15 protein-coding genes and 1 pseudogene are annotated in these 16,625 nt (G+C 43.4%); 4 read left to right on the top strand and 12 right to left on the bottom strand.

Annotation, left to right across the window (positions count from 1 at the left end):
- Positions 1-10 precede the first annotated feature (10 nt).
- Positions 11-688 (top strand): amino acid ABC transporter permease, encoded by a 678-nt coding sequence (locus tag ACP7A0_RS10845; protein WP_034664171.1) that lies wholly within the window; start codon positions 11-13, stop codon positions 686-688.
- 46 nt (positions 689-734) lie between these two features.
- Here ACP7A0_RS10845 and ACP7A0_RS10840 read toward each other — a convergent pair whose 3' ends face one another.
- From ACP7A0_RS10840 to ACP7A0_RS10820, 5 genes are all read right to left on the bottom strand, one after another.
- The gene (locus ACP7A0_RS10840; RefSeq protein ID WP_106039343.1) at positions 735-2,033 is read right to left on the bottom strand and encodes an arsenic transporter; all 1,299 of its coding nucleotides are present in this window, start codon (positions 2,031-2,033) and stop codon (positions 735-737) included.
- A 113-nt stretch (positions 2,034-2,146) separates the two neighbouring features.
- Positions 2,147-3,379: a PucR family transcriptional regulator gene (locus tag ACP7A0_RS10835; RefSeq protein ID WP_375566855.1), complete on the bottom strand. Its 1,233-nt coding sequence runs from the start codon at positions 3,377-3,379 to the stop codon at positions 2,147-2,149.
- A gap of 125 nt (positions 3,380-3,504) precedes the next feature.
- Positions 3,505-5,052, bottom strand: a complete 1,548-nt coding sequence (gene pruA, locus ACP7A0_RS10830; RefSeq protein ID WP_060595502.1) for an L-glutamate gamma-semialdehyde dehydrogenase — start codon at positions 5,050-5,052, stop codon at positions 3,505-3,507.
- A 23-nt stretch (positions 5,053-5,075) separates the two neighbouring features.
- Entirely contained in the window at positions 5,076-5,993 is a 918-nt protein-coding gene (locus tag ACP7A0_RS10825; RefSeq protein ID WP_034664177.1) for a proline dehydrogenase family protein, read from the bottom strand.
- Between the two features lie 160 nt (positions 5,994-6,153).
- The gene (locus tag ACP7A0_RS10820) at positions 6,154-6,924 is read right to left on the bottom strand and encodes a nucleotidyltransferase domain-containing protein (protein WP_095285952.1); all 771 of its coding nucleotides are present in this window, start codon (positions 6,922-6,924) and stop codon (positions 6,154-6,156) included.
- A gap of 90 nt (positions 6,925-7,014) precedes the next feature.
- Between ACP7A0_RS10820 and ACP7A0_RS10815 the strand changes: the two genes are divergently transcribed.
- Entirely contained in the window at positions 7,015-7,329 is a 315-nt protein-coding gene (locus ACP7A0_RS10815) for a hypothetical protein (RefSeq protein WP_012008865.1), read from the top strand.
- A 33-nt stretch (positions 7,330-7,362) separates the two neighbouring features.
- Here ACP7A0_RS10815 and ACP7A0_RS10810 read toward each other — a convergent pair whose 3' ends face one another.
- Positions 7,363-8,319 (bottom strand): acetylxylan esterase, encoded by a 957-nt coding sequence (locus ACP7A0_RS10810; protein WP_106031570.1) that lies wholly within the window; start codon positions 8,317-8,319, stop codon positions 7,363-7,365.
- Positions 8,320-8,553: 234 nt separating this feature from the next.
- On the opposite strand from ACP7A0_RS10810, the gene ACP7A0_RS10805 reads away from it, so the two are divergent.
- Positions 8,554-9,339, top strand: a complete 786-nt coding sequence (locus ACP7A0_RS10805) for a carbon-nitrogen family hydrolase (protein WP_106039345.1) — start codon at positions 8,554-8,556, stop codon at positions 9,337-9,339.
- 45 nt (positions 9,340-9,384) lie between these two features.
- Here ACP7A0_RS10805 and ACP7A0_RS10800 read toward each other — a convergent pair whose 3' ends face one another.
- Complete coding sequence (locus tag ACP7A0_RS10800) at positions 9,385-10,284, bottom strand: LysR family transcriptional regulator (protein ID WP_106039346.1); 900 nt, start codon at positions 10,282-10,284, stop codon at positions 9,385-9,387.
- Positions 10,285-10,400: 116 nt separating this feature from the next.
- Between ACP7A0_RS10800 and ACP7A0_RS10795 the strand changes: the two genes are divergently transcribed.
- Positions 10,401-11,174, top strand: a complete 774-nt coding sequence (locus ACP7A0_RS10795; protein WP_426005094.1) for a class I SAM-dependent methyltransferase — start codon at positions 10,401-10,403, stop codon at positions 11,172-11,174.
- A gap of 36 nt (positions 11,175-11,210) precedes the next feature.
- Here ACP7A0_RS10795 and ACP7A0_RS10790 read toward each other — a convergent pair whose 3' ends face one another.
- The 5 genes and pseudogenes from ACP7A0_RS10790 to nadE all read right to left on the bottom strand — a co-directional run bounded on the left by ACP7A0_RS10790 (position 11,211) and on the right by nadE (position 16,612).
- The gene (locus tag ACP7A0_RS10790; RefSeq protein WP_034664188.1) at positions 11,211-11,768 is read right to left on the bottom strand and encodes a shikimate kinase; all 558 of its coding nucleotides are present in this window, start codon (positions 11,766-11,768) and stop codon (positions 11,211-11,213) included.
- Positions 11,769-11,932: 164 nt separating this feature from the next.
- Complete coding sequence (locus tag ACP7A0_RS10785; RefSeq protein WP_066031353.1) at positions 11,933-13,309, bottom strand: MFS transporter; 1,377 nt, start codon at positions 13,307-13,309, stop codon at positions 11,933-11,935.
- A gap of 120 nt (positions 13,310-13,429) precedes the next feature.
- Positions 13,430-14,437, bottom strand: a complete 1,008-nt coding sequence (locus tag ACP7A0_RS10780; RefSeq protein WP_066031354.1) for a LacI family DNA-binding transcriptional regulator — start codon at positions 14,435-14,437, stop codon at positions 13,430-13,432.
- 77 nt (positions 14,438-14,514) lie between these two features.
- Positions 14,515-15,462: pseudogene (locus ACP7A0_RS10775) on the bottom strand (dihydrodipicolinate synthase family protein).
- A 328-nt stretch (positions 15,463-15,790) separates the two neighbouring features.
- Positions 15,791-16,612 carry an ammonia-dependent NAD(+) synthetase gene (gene nadE / locus ACP7A0_RS10770; protein ID WP_034664190.1) on the bottom strand — a complete coding sequence of 274 codons (822 nt, stop codon included), beginning with the start codon at positions 16,610-16,612 and terminating at the stop codon, positions 15,791-15,793.
- Between the last annotated feature and the right edge of the window lie 13 nt (positions 16,613-16,625).

Here is a 16,625-nt window from a genome sequence, read left to right as displayed (position 1 = left end):
AGCCGCAATCGTGGGAGATATTCATTTAGAATATATATTTAATCCTGCACTGGCAAAGGCGTCATTTCCATTTGTCATGAAAGGCATCTGGCTGACGCTGCTCATTTCCTTTGTGAGCATGTTTTTTGGTACAATTCTTGGCTTTTTTATTGCGCTTGCCAGAATGGCGAACACGTGGATGCTTCGGCTGCCTGCACGGCTGTATATCTCATTCATGCGAGGCGTGCCCATTCTGGTGATTTTATTTATTCTTTATTTTGGATTCCCTTATATCGGGATTGAATTTACAGCGGTCACTGCTGCCATTATTGGGTTCAGCTTCAATAGCGCTGCCTATATTGCAGAAATCAACCGGGCGGCTCTCTCCTCTGTTCCGAGTGGACAGGTGGAAGCTGCCAAGTCACTAGGTCTCAGCTATTGGCAAACGATGCGCGGTGTCATTTTACCTCAATCTGTCCGCATCGCACTTCCGCCATTGACCAATGTCATGCTCGATTTAATCAAAGCCTCCTCACTGGCTGCGATGATTACTGTACCCGAGCTCTTCCAGCAAGCAAAAATTGTAGGTGGACGCGAATTCGATTATATGACCATGTATATTTTGGTCGCACTCATTTACTGGGGCATTTGCAGCGTAGTCTCATTGCTTCAAGACTTTTTAGAAAAGCGCTATGCGAAATATCTGTAATAAAGGAGAGCAGATCTCATGGATCTGCTCTCTTTTGTATTTAGCTTTAATGTATCAGCCATAACCACACATATAACCCTAGTAAAGTAAGGATCAAGGTTGGGATGGTCAGGATGATTCCGGCTTTCATGTATGCACCCCAAGAAATATGGACGCCCTTTTTCTTGAGAACATGAAGCCACAGCAATGTCGCCAATGAGCCGATAGGGGTCATTTTCGGACCAAGGTTGGAGCCGATGACATTGGCATAAATCAGTCCGTCTCTCATGACGCCTGCTGTATCTGTATGACCGATCGCAATCGCATCGATTAACACAGTGGGCAGATTGTTCATGACAGAGGACAGCACTGCGGCAAGCACGCCCATAAACATCGTTCCCGCAAGCAAGCCATGCGATGCGCCTTGTTCGATCCATGCCGCCAATATTTCTGTGAGACCGACATTCTTCAGTCCATATACGACGACATACATGCCAATTGAGAAAAAGACTATGGACCACGGTGCTTCTTTTATGACGCGTTTTGTCGCCACTTGCGGACTTCTTCTCGCCAGCCACAAAAAGACAAGGGCAATACCGCCCACAATGATGGAGACCGGAATCCCAATGAGTTCTCCTGCAAAATAACCGACAAGCAGACAGCCAAGCACATACCAAGACAAGCGGAACATGCGGATATCTCGAATAGCTGATGCCGGCTCTTTCGCTTGTGACAGATCGTATGTTTTTGGGATGAGCTTCCGGTAAAACACATAAAGCACTACCATGCTCGCTCCAAGCGACACAAGGTTTGGCACGAACATGTTTGCTGTATATTCTAGAAATCCAATATGAAAATAGTCGGCTGATACGATATTAACCAAGTTACTAATGACAAATGGCAAGGAGGTTGTATCTGCAATAAAGCCGCTCGCCATCACAAAAGGCAGGATCATCCGCTCATCCAGCTTTAACGCTCTCACCACAGACAAGACGATCGGGGTCAGAATCAGTGCCGCTCCATCGTTCGCAAAAAAAGCAGCCACGACAGCGCCGAGCAATGTTAAATAAATAAACATGCGGACACCGTTCCCTTTTGCGGCTTTTGCCATATGCAGTGCAGCCCATTCGAAAAACCCAATTTCATCTAAAATTAACGAAATAATAATGATGCCAATAAACGCAAATGTCGCGTTCCATACTATATGCGTCACTTCCCACACATCGCCCAGATGAACGACACCAAAGACAAGTGCAAGAATGGCGCCTCCACATGCTGACCATCCAATGGTTAAACGTCCTGGCTGCCAAATGACAAGGACGAGGGTCAGGATAAAAATCAAAATGGCCAAGGTGACTGCTCCCAAAGGTGGCCCCCCTTTCATAAAATCCTTATCTATCATACAACGTAACGCAGCAGTTGTATGCCATTTTCACATGAAAACCCGCAGGTGATCCCGGGCACCTGCGGATTCGATGACTATTGATCTTTTTTCATCAGCATCAATTCAATAAATAACTCACATCGCTGGCTGAAGTGACTTAAATCGATTGAGGTCATATCAAAGATTTGTTTCATTCGATAGTTTAATGTATTTTGATGAATAAACAACTGCTCTGCAGCAGGCTTTAGCTTGCAGTTATTCAATAAGTAGACTTCAAGCGTTTTTAAAAAAGAAGTTTGGCTGTCACGGTCTTTTTCCTTCAAACGTAACAAATCTGGATTGAAATCATTTTTCTTTTTTTGATGGCTGTAAATCGAGTCTAAGAACCGGAAAACCCCCAGATTCTCGTAATCATATGGAATCAGCTCTTGTCCCCCAACAATTTTCACAGCCTTCACGACCTCTATCGCTTCAAATCGACTTGTACTCATTTTCATGACATCTCGATACTCTCTTCCCATCCCGATATACAGCGGCGAAGGATGGACATGCGTTTTCGATTGCAGATGAGCGATGACGTCGGCAGCAGTTGCTTTCGGTGAGTGCCGGTCTGACAAGCTGCCCAATATCACGACAATGTCGGCTTGAACGGAGTATACGTGATTCACCTTATCTTCTAGCTGCAAATACGTTCGAATGACATCCTTCACGTCTTCTGCCGTCTCACTTTTGTTATCGGCAGCATGTACGACCATGACAGTAAATACTGCCGGCAATGGGATACTTAAATTCTCAGCCTCCCACTTCAGTTCTTCTTCTGTATAAAAATGATCATCCATGACCTTTTTGAAAAATTCTTCAATCTTGCCTTCCTTTTTCTCCAGCTGTTTCTTATTCTTATAAATCACTTTTCCCACTTGAAAGGAAGCTTCGTGCAAAAATTGCAGCTCCTCCTGAGAGAGGGAATCCTCAATGTCCTGCACCCAAATAAAGCCCACAACTTCTTGTTTATGCTTGGCGCTCACAGCCACCCGCCGATTAAACCCGAGCTCGTCATGACCGCTCACATAAAAAGGCTTTGAATCCGTGTGAAGTCGCTCGATGACCCCTGTTTTCTTTAACCAATCGACTACAGACCCCGGGCATTCCTTTGAGAAAATCGTTTGCTGGTTGACTGGGTCAAACTGCTGAATGCTGTAAGAATTATAAGCAAGGAGCTGGCACTCTGTGCTTTCTAAAATGACTGGTTTTTTTAAATACCCGCTAATAAATGCAATTAACTTATCGACATCAAAAAATGTATGAAGCTTTTCTAATATCTCTTCCATCCCGATTGCTCCCTGATTAAGTAATACATTTATCATACTTCTTTCCGGACAGATTTGTATAGAAACAAGTCGTAGACAAGCAAAAAAAGCATGAACCCGTGTGCACAGGTTCATGCTTTTCCATCTTAAAACATTTCACTAATCGTTTTCGCCTGCATGTGTAGAGCTAGGTAATCTGGACCGCCTGCTTTTGAATCGGTTCCTGACATTTTGAATCCGCCAAATGGGTGGTATCCCACGATGGCTCCTGTGCAGTTACGGTTAAAGTAGAGATTCCCTACATGGAACTCCTGCTTCGCACGGTTGATGTGATCACGATTATTGGTAATGACAGCACCTGTCAAACCATATTCCGTATTGTTGGCTACTTCAAGTGCCTCATCAAAGCTAGACACTTTCGAGAAGGCCAAGACTGGTCCGAAGATTTCTTCTTGCATCAAGCGAGATGTTGGCTCAAGATCTGCAAAAATGGTTGGGTGAATGAAGTATCCTTCCGAATCATCACTCGTTCCACCAGTCACTAAGCGGCCTTCCTCCTTGCCCACCTCGATATAATCCGTGATCTTGTCAAAGGACGCTTGATCAATGACAGGTCCCATGTAGACATCCGCAGAAAGAGGATTCGCTGTTGTTTTTGTTTCTGTGATTTCCTTCACTCGCTCGACCACTTGGTCATACAGCTTCTCGTGGACGACAGCCCGAGATCCAGCCGAACATTTCTGACCTGAAAAACCGAAGGCTGATGTGAAAATGGCATTAGCCGCTAATTCGACGTCTGCATCCTCATCTACAACCACTGTATCTTTACCGCCCATTTCAGCAATGACGCGCTTTAAATGCTGCTGACCTGGCTGTACTTTTGCCGCGCGTTCAAAGATACGTGTCCCTACTTCTCTTGAGCCAGTGAATGTAATCAGGCTTGTTTTCGGATGATCGACTAAGTAATCTCCGACCTCTGCTCCGCTTCCTGGTACAAAGTTCACCACACCCTTTGGAAGACCTGCTTGCTCAAGCTCTTCCACAAAACGTGCCGCAATCACAGGAGTTGCACTCGCTGGTTTTAAGACAACTGTGTTCCCTGTAACGATTGGTGCTACTGTTGTTCCTGCCATAATGGCAAACAAGAAGTTCCACGGCGGAATGACGAGCGTCACGCCAGTTGGTGTGTAAACATATTGATTGCGTTCCCCTTCGCGGCTGTTCACTGGTTTGCCTTTCGCCAGCTCCAGCATTTGACGGGCATAGTATTCAAGGAAGTCGATTGCTTCTGCTGTATCTGCATCCGCTTCGTTCCAAGGCTTACCTGCTTCTTTTACAAGAAGGGCTGAATACTCATGCTTTTTACGGCGAATGCTTGCCGCAGCACGGAATATGACGCTGGCTCTTTCTTCTGGAGACGTATAGCGCCAAGTTTCAAATGCTTTCGCCGCAGCTTGAACCGCTTGCTCTGCCTCTTCTTTCCCGGCCTTTGATACGGTTCCAACGACTTCATCCTTTTTCGCTGGATTGATCGAGATAATCTGGTCTTTCGTTTCGATTCTTTCTCCATTAATCACGAGCGGATAGGTTTGACCAAGTGATTCTGTTACCTTTGCTAATGCTTGTTCAAACGCTTTGCGGTTTTCTTCCTGGCTAAAATCCGTGAATGGTTCATGTTTGTAAGGTGTTGTCATCTTTGTCACGCTCCCGTTTCAAATTATTTTCTCGTCATCCCTTTTAAAGCAAAGGCAATGTTTGCCGGCCGTTCTGCAAGACGTCTCATGTAGTAGCCATACCACTCTCGTCCATACGGGGTATAGACCCTCATTTGATAGCCCTCTTTCACAAGTGCCTGCTGCGTTTCTGACCTCATGCCATACAGCATTTGAAATTCGAACTGACTTGTCGGTATATTGTGTTTTTTCACAATATTTTTCGTAAACTCGATCATTTGATCGTCATGTGTCGCAATGGCTGTATAGTTCCCTGTGAGTAATTGCTTTTCGATCAGCTTTTGATAATTCTGATCGACGTCTTTTTTGTTTGGATACGCCACTTCAGCGGATTCCTTATAGGCACCCTTTACAAGTCTTAAAAATGGCTGAAGCTCATTTAGGTCATCAAGATCCTTTTCTGTTCTGTACAAATACGCCTGCAGGACCGTACTGACATACTCATATTGAGATTTCATCTCTTTAAAAATGTCCAGCGTTTTTTGACAGCGCTGTTCATCCTCCATATCGATTGTCACCATGATACGGTGTTTCTCTGCCGTATCTAAAATGCTTTTCATATTGCGATACACAAGGTCATCGTCAATATCCAGGCCGAGTGATGTCATTTTGAGTGACACGTGGGAATTGAGTCCCGCCTCAGCAATCCGCTGAATGGTTTGAATACACTCATTCGTCCGCTCATTTGCAATCTCTGCCTTTGTGACAAACTCACCAAGGTGATCAACTGTTACAGCCATCCCTTGATCATTTAATCGTTTGATGACAGAGATAGCGCTCTCAAAATCCTTCCCACCGATGATTTTCTTAGATGCAACAGCACTTCCCCAATTACGAGCAATATGGTTCAAGAGACTGCTCTTTGACAAAAACAAGAAGAAATTTCTTGTGACCGACTCCATAAAGGGCACCTCCCACTCTTTGTAAGCTATGTCTTTATTGTAAGGCTCATAAGCTGTCCGCTACAATATTTGAAGATGACAAAAATTCTGACTTTTTTTGTGGTTTTATCACAATAAGAGTTAAAAAAGAGCCTGCCGCTATCCGGCTGGCTCTTCCCTCCTACGCCCACACCTCATCAAGGGTAGACTGCAGCAGCTCATTTAATTCTTGCGTGAGATTGTCTTTCGGCTGATTGTAGCTTTTCACCAATTCATCAAAACGCGCCAGCTCTTTGTCGATGAATGGATGGACATAGGCGAGACGGTTCTCTACATCCATTTCCTCTCCGTCCATTTTACGTTTGAGCAGCTCGTGAATTTCTGTTAAAAGCGGGCCTTCCTCCACTAGCTCCTCGAGCAGTTCATGAAAGTCCATCGGCGGAACCGTCCGGTAGCGTTCAATCCACTGACAGGCAAATAGCGGACGAAGCACATAGAAATACTTCTTGATTCGCACCTGCTCCCCTCGTAAATGCCGGCTTTCATTCCGCTTCGCCATATTGAGGTAATGATACATCAATGCTGCAGGATAAAACGCTCGATCCTTTAATTCTCTTAGCTGCTTTGCCAAAGAGAAAGATTCAGCATAGATGATGTCAGAAGATAGCCATTCCATGATGGATGGGTTTGATTTATTGAATAAGCGAAGTGCCTTTCTAAGCTCCCAGCCGCTGATATCAAGCACGTCATCAATCGGTCGTTCAATGACATCACGATGCTCTTCCATCGCCCAATACCATTCTTTCCGGGGAACATATAAAAAACGAACATCATAATCACTATCAGTCGAGGGAAATCCCCATGCCCTGCTGCCTGATTCAACGGCGAGGCAAATCTTTACGTCATACGTTTCTTCGATGATTTTCAGCTCTTCCTTGATTCTCTCTCTCAACATCCATCAACTCTTTCTATAGAATTCTGCATGACTTCTTCACGTTTTGGGAAAATACGAATAAGACATATAAAAAAGGAGTTGGATCTGATGTCTATATCTCGCATTATGAAATGGATCACCGGGATTTTTGAAGCCTGCCTTGCCATCCCTGTGATCGGAGGTCTATTCGTTATCAGCAATGGCTATTCACCGCTCATGGTCATGCTTATTCTGCATATTATCACACTCGTCTTATCGAAGCGAGACCAGGGACCAATGATTGGAAGCATCATCGGAATTGTCACATCCTGCCTTGCTTGGATTCCGATTCTCGGATTCATTCTTCATATCATCACTGCCCTTGCCCTGATTATCACTGCGTTAGTGCCTGATGAAAAAACGAGACAGAATACGAGCTATTAAAAAAGAGGCCCTCCTAGAGCGGCCTCTGTTCTTTTAGATCCTTAAATGCTTTTGTAAGAAGGCAAGCTTCTCTGTTTGAAAAGCCGGGATGTACTCGTGTCCAAAGTAGCGATACACCTTTAAATCTTTATCTGTTTCTAAATGGTTGTATACCGCAAACACAGTAGATGGCGGGGTGATTTGGTCGATCAGACCGATGGCCATCAATGTGGGCTGTTTCACCCATTCGGCTAAATTGATCAAATCAAAGTAGCTCAATGTCTCAAATACCTTTTCTTCCGCTTCTGGATCACTGTTTCTTCGAAAGTATGAATTGATTTCTAAATAAGGCTGCTCCAATGCCACATCCACTGCACGCTCGAAATTTGATAAGTAAGGATAATCTGCCACGACGACCTTTGGAATGTCTGAAAGTGCCGCAGCTGCAACCGCCAGTGCACCTCCCTGGCTTCCACCCACCACGCCGATACGGTGTTCATCCACTTCCGGAAAGGACTGAATAACGTCGAGTGCACGAACCGCATCTAAATAAACACCTCGATAATAGTAGTTCTCCTTCGATAAAATGCCTTTTGTCATCCATCCCAAAGCCTGCCCGCCTGGTGTCACTGTCTTATCTTCACTGCCGCCTTGACCGCGGACGAGCATACCAAATGTCGCATAGCCATGCAGTGCCCAGTTGACGATGTCGTGAATGCCGCCGTCATAGCTGGCATTATAGCCATGAAAACGAACGAGCGCTGGATGCGGACCTGTTTGATCTGGTACCGCATACCAGCCTTCAATTCGAGAATGACCAAAGCTTTGATACGTCAGGCGGTACACCTTGACGCCTTTCACTGGATAATCATAAGGTTCAAGTGCTGACTCTGCCTCCACTTGGCGCAGTTCTTCGAGCGACGCCTTCCAAAAGTCTGAGAAATCAGGTCGTGCTGTTTTCTTCGGTTTATATACTTTTAGCTCTTCTAGTGGTAAATCGAACAATTGCATACCATACTATTCCCCTTTGTTTTATTAGTTATGAGTATCATATCACTGTTTTCTTGACTTAGAAAGTCATTTTCACTACAAAAGACAAAACCTTCTGACATTTCTATTGGCAAAGAAGATTGAAACCTATATGATAAAGAAACTGGCTTGAAGACTAGATGTTCTCAGGCAAAACAAATCGATAGACATTCATGGATTTTCACATTTACACCATCGAATAAAGGAGGAACCTGTATGAAAATCGCCCTTGTCCAAATGGACGTTCAAATTGGAGAACCTGATGTGAACTTTCAAAAAGCAGAAGCGTTTTTACAAGAAGCCATCCATCAGCAGCCTGATCTGATCATTTTACCCGAAATGTGGAATACCGGCTATGCACTTGAACAAGCCGAGCAGCTTGCGGATGTAAACGGTGAACGCACAAAACAGCTCTTCTCTTCCTTTGCCCGTAAGCACCAAGTGGTTCTCATCGCTGGAAGTGTATTGAACAAGCGCACAGAAGATGACAACATCACCAACACGATGTATGTCTTTAACCGCCAAGGTGAGCTCTTAGTGGATTATGATAAAATTCACTTATTCCGCTTAATGGATGAGCACAACTATTTAACAGCTGGTGATCAGCTTGGTTTATTTGACTATGATGAGGATGTGAAGATCGGTGCGATGATCTGCTACGACCTTCGCTTTCCGCAGCTTTCCAGAACACTTGTAAACAAAGGGGCGAAAGTGCTCATCAATACGGCGCAATGGCCGTCAGCAAGAGTGGATCATTGGCGTTGCCTGCTCATCGCAAGAGCGATTGAGAACCAGTCATTTATGATTGCTGTTAACAGAACAGGCACAAGCAGAGACACTGAATTCCCTGGCCACTCCATGGTGATTGATCCACTTGGCCGTATTCTGCTTGAAACAAGCCATGAGGAAGACATTTATTATGCGGAAATTGATCTTCAGCTAGTGGATGAAGTGAGACAGCAAATTCCTGTGATGACGGATCAGCGTCTGGATATCTATTAGAAAGCAGGGTGCTCCCCTGCTTTTTGCATTTAATTAAACGTTTGTTTAAGCTTGATTCTGGTAAAGGTCCATTAGGGCTTGAGCGGCTTTCGTTAAATACCTTTCTTCCACATATGCAAACACAAGAGTGCGGGTTGGGCATGAATCAATTTTCAAATAAGTGACTTCGTTCCTTTCCTCTTGTGCCACCATTTTCGGCACAACTGTCACACCTAGTCCATTTTTGACCAATGCCTGCGCTGTTTGAATATGACTTGTTTCAAAGGTAATCTTCGGCTGAAAACCATGATGAAGACATAGTTCCATGACCACTTGCCGAAAGCCATATCCCTCTTTCAGCATAATAAATGCGGCGTCTTCCAGAAGGCGAAACGGAACAGACCCTTTCTGATCTGCTTGATTGATGATTTCGTTCCATTCATCTGTTGACCAGGGCTGGGCAGTTTGCGGAACTGCGAGAAGAAGCGGCTCTGTCAGCATGTGTTTCGTTTTCAATGATTCATGCTCGACAGGCATAGATAAAATAGCCAAATCCAGCTTTCCAGCCAATAGAAGTTTTTCTAGCTCACGAGGTGATTCTTCTATTAGTTGAACGTGAACATGAGGATACGTTCGACAAAAGGTTTTTAATAAACCGGGCAAGACATAGCCCCCTGTGACTGCTGGCGCTCCAATGTTCAGCTCTTTCCCCACCTCATAAGCTGCTTCTCCCATTTCACGCAGCAAATCATCTCTTTCCTTCAAAATGTTCTCAGCCCTTTTAATGAATCGACTCCCTTGAGGTGTGGGCGTGACTTGTCCATACTTTCGAATAAAGAGGGGTGTGTCTAATTCCTCTTCCAGCTTCTTCATTTGTTGGCTTAAAGAAGGCTGTGCAATGTGAAGTTGATCCGCTGCTTTTGTAAAACTTTTCTGCCGGTACACTTCCATGACATATTCCATCATTCGTATATCCACTTTCATCACCTCATAGGTTTTAACTATTCATGTCATATCTTTTATGTCTTAGACAAATAACAAAATGAATTTTACGATAAAGAGACAACAAAGGGGGAGAAGAAATGAATCCATATGCTAAAGCCGAAAACCAATTCTCACAAAATGCCGAGAACTATCGAGATTCACCTATATTTGCAGCCGGAGAAGAGCTGGAATGGATGAAAGCAACAGCCAATACGAAGGGTAACGAGCATTTACTTGATATCGGCTGCGGGGCAGGACATACCGTTTTTTCCTTTTCAGATATCATTTCTAAAGGAATCGGCATTGATGTCACGCAAAAAATGATCGAGGTTGCAGCAGCACTTGCGGAAGAACGCCAACTGAAACATATTACTTTTGAGCGGGCAGCCGCAGAAGCACTGCCCTTCGCTGATGAATCATTTGACATCGTGACGTGCCGATTTGCCGCTCACCACTTTACAAACCTGCCGGCAGCCATGTCTGAAATCAGCCGTGTCTTAAAAAAAGGCGGCACATTCCTGCTCGTCGATCATTACGCACCCGAAAACACTGCACAGGATTCATTCATTAATCACTTAAATAGACTCAGAGATCCTTCTCATGTGCGAGAAAGCTCGTTATCAGAATGGAAAGAGCTCTTCGCTGCCAACCAACTGACTCAAAAAGAAAAGCGTTACTGGGATCTGCAAATTGATTATCAGGACTGGATGATGCGTGGACGCACACCAGAGAATGTTCAAAAAGAGATCGTTTCCCATCTTCAATCCGCAGACCCTGATACAAAGCAGCTGTTTCAACTTCAATTCGATGCACAGCAGCAGCCTATTTCCTTCTGTTTAAAAGCTGCACTCATTCAAGGAATGAAGAATTGAACTTATAGAAAAAGTCTACCCTCGTTGGTAGACTTTTTATTTCGAATATAAATCCCAGCCAAGCTTGAGTGTGTCCACAATATAATTGGCGACTTCCTCAGCTTCTAAATGATCTGTCTCCACTCTTGAGTTATGAAGGGCATATATTTCCCGGCGCTCTTCAAACAGCTCTTTCATCTCGTCAATCGTCCGGTTGTGAAGAACAGGGCGGTTTTCAATCAAAATATCAAGCCGCTGTTTCCAATTCTCCCAAGATAAATCAAGGAAAAGAACCGTACAATGCCTCAAGCAGGCGCGTTTGATTTCTTCCTGTTTGAATGCACCGCCTCCAAGAGAAACGATCTTTAGCTGCGTATGTTCACATAAATCGACGATATAATCTTTTTCAGCCTGCCTGAAGAATGCTTCTCCTTTTTGCTGAAAGATCTCAGGAATCGTCATGTTATACTTTTTCTCAATCTCCTGATCCACATCAATAAAATCTCTATATAGCTTTTTGGCAACCAGCTGCCCAATGGTTGTTTTCCCAACACCCATAAAGCCAATGAGGACAATATTTCGCTGTCTCACAGGGATTTCTCTATTGTTTTTCATATTCGTGACACGTCCTCCTTACGACAAGGAATGCTACATAATGTATCTATTATATGATAAATGGCGCGCGAAAAGATAGGCAATTTGAAAAATTGTACGTAGATCATCTGCATAGAAAAAAGAACCTACCCTCTTTGGAATAAGTTCTTCACTGCGTGCGTAACTCACGGTGCAATATCCTCTAATACTTTCTCGCGCGTTTCGATCATTTTAAAAGCAAGAATTGCTCCCACTACAGTCACACTTGCGAAAAGAATAAAAATAGTTGAAACACCGCTTACCTCTAAAATAAAGCCTATCATAATAGGAGCGATCGCTGAGGCCAGCCTAAGCCACGCTGTAGCAAATGCCGTTCCAATCACCCTCATACGTGTTGGATAAATTTCAGGTGTATATAGATAGAGAAGAACTGTAATTGTCCCCATCATTCCGTAAGCAGCGGACCCTAAATATATAACACTTTCTGGAGAATTAGCTCCGCTGATCCATAAAGCCGTTAATAAAGCACCTGTTACAATAAATGCAATGGTTGCCCAGCGCTTTCGTCCTACTTTATCAATTAAAAATGCACAAGCGAATACCCCTATGGTCTGTAAAATATTTGTTAGAGATGCTGCCCTTAATGAATCTCCAACTGGCAAATTGTAAACAGTATTATAAAGACTCGGTAACCAGTTATTTAAACCATTCGAAACAAAGTAGGCAGAAAACCATAGTCCCCATACGATCAATGTTCTTTTACGATAAAAAGTTGAAAAAAGCTCTTTCCAGTCGCCTTTTTCAGTACTGCTAGATACTTGCTTTGCTACAGGCATTCGTTTGTCAGTACTAGCTTCAATTTCTTCAATAATTCTTTCGGCTTCATCTAACCTGCCTTTCGAAATAAGCCACCTTGGAGATTCGCGCAACATGAAAAAGAATACAAAGACGATTAAACCTCCAATGCCCCCAATCAAAAACATCCACTTCCACCCAAAGCTAGGTACAACAAATGCGCCTATTTGAGCTGAGATCATTAATCCTAAAGGAAAAATCATCTCATAAAGCATAAAAAATCTGCCTCTCCCTTGAGCCCGGGACAGCTCATTGATATATGAGGCTGCTACCGGCACCTCTCCTCCTACCCCAATCCCTTGTATAAAACGAAAAATAAACAGGGCCATAAAATTACCTGAAAACACGCATGCAATACTCATGACGGACATGAGGAGTACAGTCCACTTTGCACTAAATACACGGCCGCGCCTTTCTGCTAACCAGCCAAAGAAAATAGCACCAATCGCTTGTCCTATATAACCAGACCCAATAAGAAGACCAATTTGAGCAGGTGATAAACTCCACATTCCGATGAGAACTGGGAGAACAAACGCTAAAGATAGAGCATCAAAAGCATCAAAAAAAGTAGCAGATCCCATAATGATACGAGGTTTTAAATGCCATCTAGAAAAAGGTACACTTTCCATTCTAGTCAATAGTTGTGAAGCTCTATCAACAACTTGCCCATCATGAGAATTTGGATTTCCGCTGAGTTCTAACGTCATGGTATCTCCTCCTTATTAGAGGAAATGATGCAAAAGTACATGCCGAAGAGCGCTAAAGAAATCGCTTACATTTTAAACCAATAGACATTCTAAAGCGTTCATACGAGTTTTCAGCATCTATCATTTCTTTTTTGGCGTTCCCGTGGTGCCCCGGTCTATATAGTACATAGGGAAGATATGTTCCATCGCATCTAACTGTTCCCCTTCCAATAACTGTGTTAGTAAAGAAACAGCTTTTCTTCCCATTCCAACTAAATCAACATGAACTGAAGATAAAGAAGGGGTTAGAAAACTTGCAATGGGCACATCATCGGCACCAACGACAGACAAATCATGAGGTATTGACACATTTGCGTTATTTGCCGCTTTCATGACCCCCATCGCCAAAAAATCTGAAGAGCAAACAACTCCAGTCATGTGCTGGTTTCCTTGGAGAAATTGAGAAACCACTTCTACTACTTTTCCCCCATCAAATTCATCTAACTCAAACACAAGTTCTTTGTTTATTGTTAACCCTAAACTTTTAAGTGTGCGCTCATATCCCTTGTAATACCTCACACTATGCATCGAACTCATTGGACCATTGACCAGCCCAATGGTTCGATGACCTTTATCAAATAAGGCCGTTATTGATTGACACACACCTTCTTCATCATCTGGCCTGACACATGGAAATGGAGAATCATCTAGATAACTTCCGACAACTATAATGGGAATGGCTAAACTTTTTAACCAATCCATGCTTAGTTCTTCATTTCTTGGTGAAAATAGAATGGCTCCATCTACTGCCTGCGTTTCAAGTAATCGCTGCTGTTGTACAGATGTAAACGACATCAACATATTGAATTCCGTCTCATCTAATTCCTTCGCTATTCCATCTAGAATCGTTGAAAAAAATGGATTATTCAAAATATATGAACCACGCGGAACCACTACAGCTATATTCCCAGTCTTCCTTTTGACGAGCCCTCTAGCTCCTAAATTAGGACGATAGCCTAATTCATCAATTACTTGTTTGATTCTTTCAGCCGTTTGAGCACCTACTCCTGGTTTACCACTTAATACTCGGGAAACAGATGCTATAGACACTCCAGCTTTCAATGCTACATCTTTAATACTTACTGACACATTTCATACCTCCGGGAGTCTGTTGTTTTGTCCTCTATTATAACCTGACTCACCTTCATCATGAAATTAATGGTCTGTTATCTACTGACGTTTTCCTTAAGCAAACCAACACTTTGAAGGCCCTGGCGAATCTCTTCTTTCTCCTTATGAGTTAAAGGTAAGACCGGCTTCCTAGCAAGCGAACTACTGATTAGACCTCGCTGGTACATCGCTTCCTTCATTCGCAGATGAGAGGTAGATGAAGGTTCATCCATTTTATACACAGCATGCTTTAATTCGAAGATTCTATCGTAAACTTTATTGGCCGCTACAAGATCTTTTTCTTCCACACATTTCACAAGTTCAGCGATCAAATCTGGCACAAAACAGCCGAAACCTACAAGTGCTCCATCAATCCCTTGAATTAATGTTGGCAATAAATATTCATCGTGACATGTGAGTAACGATACATCTGGTGCATGTTTTTTCAATGCCCGCACATCGACCTCGTATTGTGCCATGTCTCTTTGACCAATTTTAAACGAGACAACATTCTCAATTTATGACATTTCTAGTAATTGATTGGTTGTATATGAGGTTTTTGTCCAAGTTGGATATTGATGTACGATGATTGAAATGTCAATCGCTTCTGCAACTTCTTTAAAGAATTGGACAGGTGACTCAGGCTGCATACCGAATCTTAGCCATGAATGTGGCGGCATGAGAAGTATACCTTCTCCGCCAGCTTCTTCAACGGCTTTTGCATGTTGGATCGCTTCAATTGTCCCTTCAGCAGAAACCCCAGAAATGACAGGTACTTCCCCTTTTAATTCGTCGGCTGCAATGCGCACAGCCTCAGCTCGTTCATGTGGCAGTAAAGTCATAATCTCGCCAGTATGTCCATTGACAACGATACCGTTAATCCCTTTGTGCTCCGCCACCCAACGGACAAGCTTACGAAAAGCAGGTTCATCAATTGAATAGTCATCTTTAAAAGGAATTAAGACAGCCGGGAATACACCGCTCCATTTTTCTTTATTTTTCATCAACAAATTCCTCCCCATTCGATTATAGTAAACGTTTACGGTAAGCGTTTACGTAAACAATCATAAAATGACATAACGGAGATTGTCAACTTAATTTTTAGAAAATTTTTATTATTCAAATAACAATACAATCAATTTCATTTTTCTAGTAAATAATATAGGTTTGTTTTATTTCTTAAATGATTAAGCAATATCTGCTGGTTAAAGTTGCTGATTATCATCCTAAATACATATTCAATAAGAGACCATTATAAATAATTTTATATTTTCCAAACAGTATTTTTACTATAAAAAACCTCTCCATCACAGGAGAGGTCTCAGGCATTCCTTATTTCCACCAGTCATCAAACATGGAAGCTGGTACTTGGCGTTTATGCTCTGATTGAACATAGCGCTTTTCAATCGCTTCTGCTGCTTGATCTGACACTGGCTTACCTTCTAAGTAATCATCAATTTCATTGTACGTAATGCCAAGTTCTGTTTCATCCGTTTGCTGAGGTTTGTCATCAAGCAGATCCGCTGTCGGTTTCTTTAAGTATAGGCGCTCAGGTGCTTGCAGCGCTTCTAGCAGCATCCGGCCTTGGCGTTTCGTCAGACCTGTGAGCGGAAGAACATCTGCACCGCCATCACCATACTTCGTGAAGAAGCCGGTTACTGCTTCAGCTGCATGATCTGTACCGATGACAAGTAATCCTTCTTCTCCTCCGACAGCATACTGCGCGATCATTCTCATGCGTGCTTTGACATTTCCTTTATTAAAGTCAGACAACGGGCCGCCTGTGTCCTTTTGATATTGTTCACTGAATGCCGTCACGGCAGGCGCAATATCATATTTCCACGACTTGTCCGGCTGAATAAATGATAAAGCGAGCTGTGCATCATCTTCATCCTGCTGCACACCGTGCGGGAGGCGCACCGCAATAAAGACTGCCTCTTCTTTTCCTTCTTGACGCAGCTCAGATGCAGCCAGCTGTGCAAGACGGCCAGCGAGCGTTGAATCCTGTCCGCCGCTAATGCCGAGGACGAATCCTTTTGCGCCAGTTTTTTTCAAGTATTCCTTTAGAAATCCAACCCGCTTTTCGATCTCCTGCTTTGGGTCAATTGAGGGCTGCACATGCAACTCTTGGCTGATCTTTTTCTGCAAACTCATACACTTTTCCTCC

This window comes from Bacillus sp. DWP3-1 (genome assembly GCF_049896565.1).
GTDB lineage: Bacteria > Bacillota > Bacilli > Bacillales > Bacillaceae > Bacillus.
The sequence above is the reverse complement of the archived record's forward strand: the minus strand, read 5'-3'. Positions and strand labels throughout refer to the sequence as shown.

What these genes read in the sequence shown, in the direction of transcription:
- ACP7A0_RS10810 (WP_106031570.1), bottom strand. Translation starts at nt 8,319, where the DNA reads ATGCAATTGTTCGATTTACCACTAGAAGAGCTAAAAGTATATAAACCG.
- pruA (WP_060595502.1), bottom strand. Translation starts at nt 5,052, where the DNA reads ATGACAACACCTTACAAACATGAACCATTCACGGATTTTAGCCAGGAA.
- ACP7A0_RS10800 (WP_106039346.1), bottom strand. Translation starts at nt 10,284, where the DNA reads ATGATGGAATATGTCATGGAAGTGTACCGGCAGAAAAGTTTTACAAAA.
- ACP7A0_RS10785 (WP_066031353.1), bottom strand. Translation starts at nt 13,309, where the DNA reads ATGACGTTAGAACTCAGCGGAAATCCAAATTCTCATGATGGGCAAGTT.
- nadE (WP_034664190.1), bottom strand. Translation starts at nt 16,612, where the DNA reads ATGAGTTTGCAGAAAAAGATCAGCCAAGAGTTGCATGTGCAGCCCTCA.
- ACP7A0_RS10805 (WP_106039345.1), top strand. Translation starts at nt 8,554, where the DNA reads ATGAAAATCGCCCTTGTCCAAATGGACGTTCAAATTGGAGAACCTGAT.
- ACP7A0_RS10835 (WP_375566855.1), bottom strand. Translation starts at nt 3,379, where the DNA reads ATGGAAGAGATATTAGAAAAGCTTCATACATTTTTTGATGTCGATAAG.
- ACP7A0_RS10825 (WP_034664177.1), bottom strand. Translation starts at nt 5,993, where the DNA reads ATGGAGTCGGTCACAAGAAATTTCTTCTTGTTTTTGTCAAAGAGCAGT.
- ACP7A0_RS10815 (WP_012008865.1), top strand. Translation starts at nt 7,015, where the DNA reads ATGTCTATATCTCGCATTATGAAATGGATCACCGGGATTTTTGAAGCC.
- ACP7A0_RS10790 (WP_034664188.1), bottom strand. Translation starts at nt 11,768, where the DNA reads ATGAAAAACAATAGAGAAATCCCTGTGAGACAGCGAAATATTGTCCTC.
- ACP7A0_RS10795 (WP_426005094.1), top strand. Translation starts at nt 10,401, where the DNA reads ATGAATCCATATGCTAAAGCCGAAAACCAATTCTCACAAAATGCCGAG.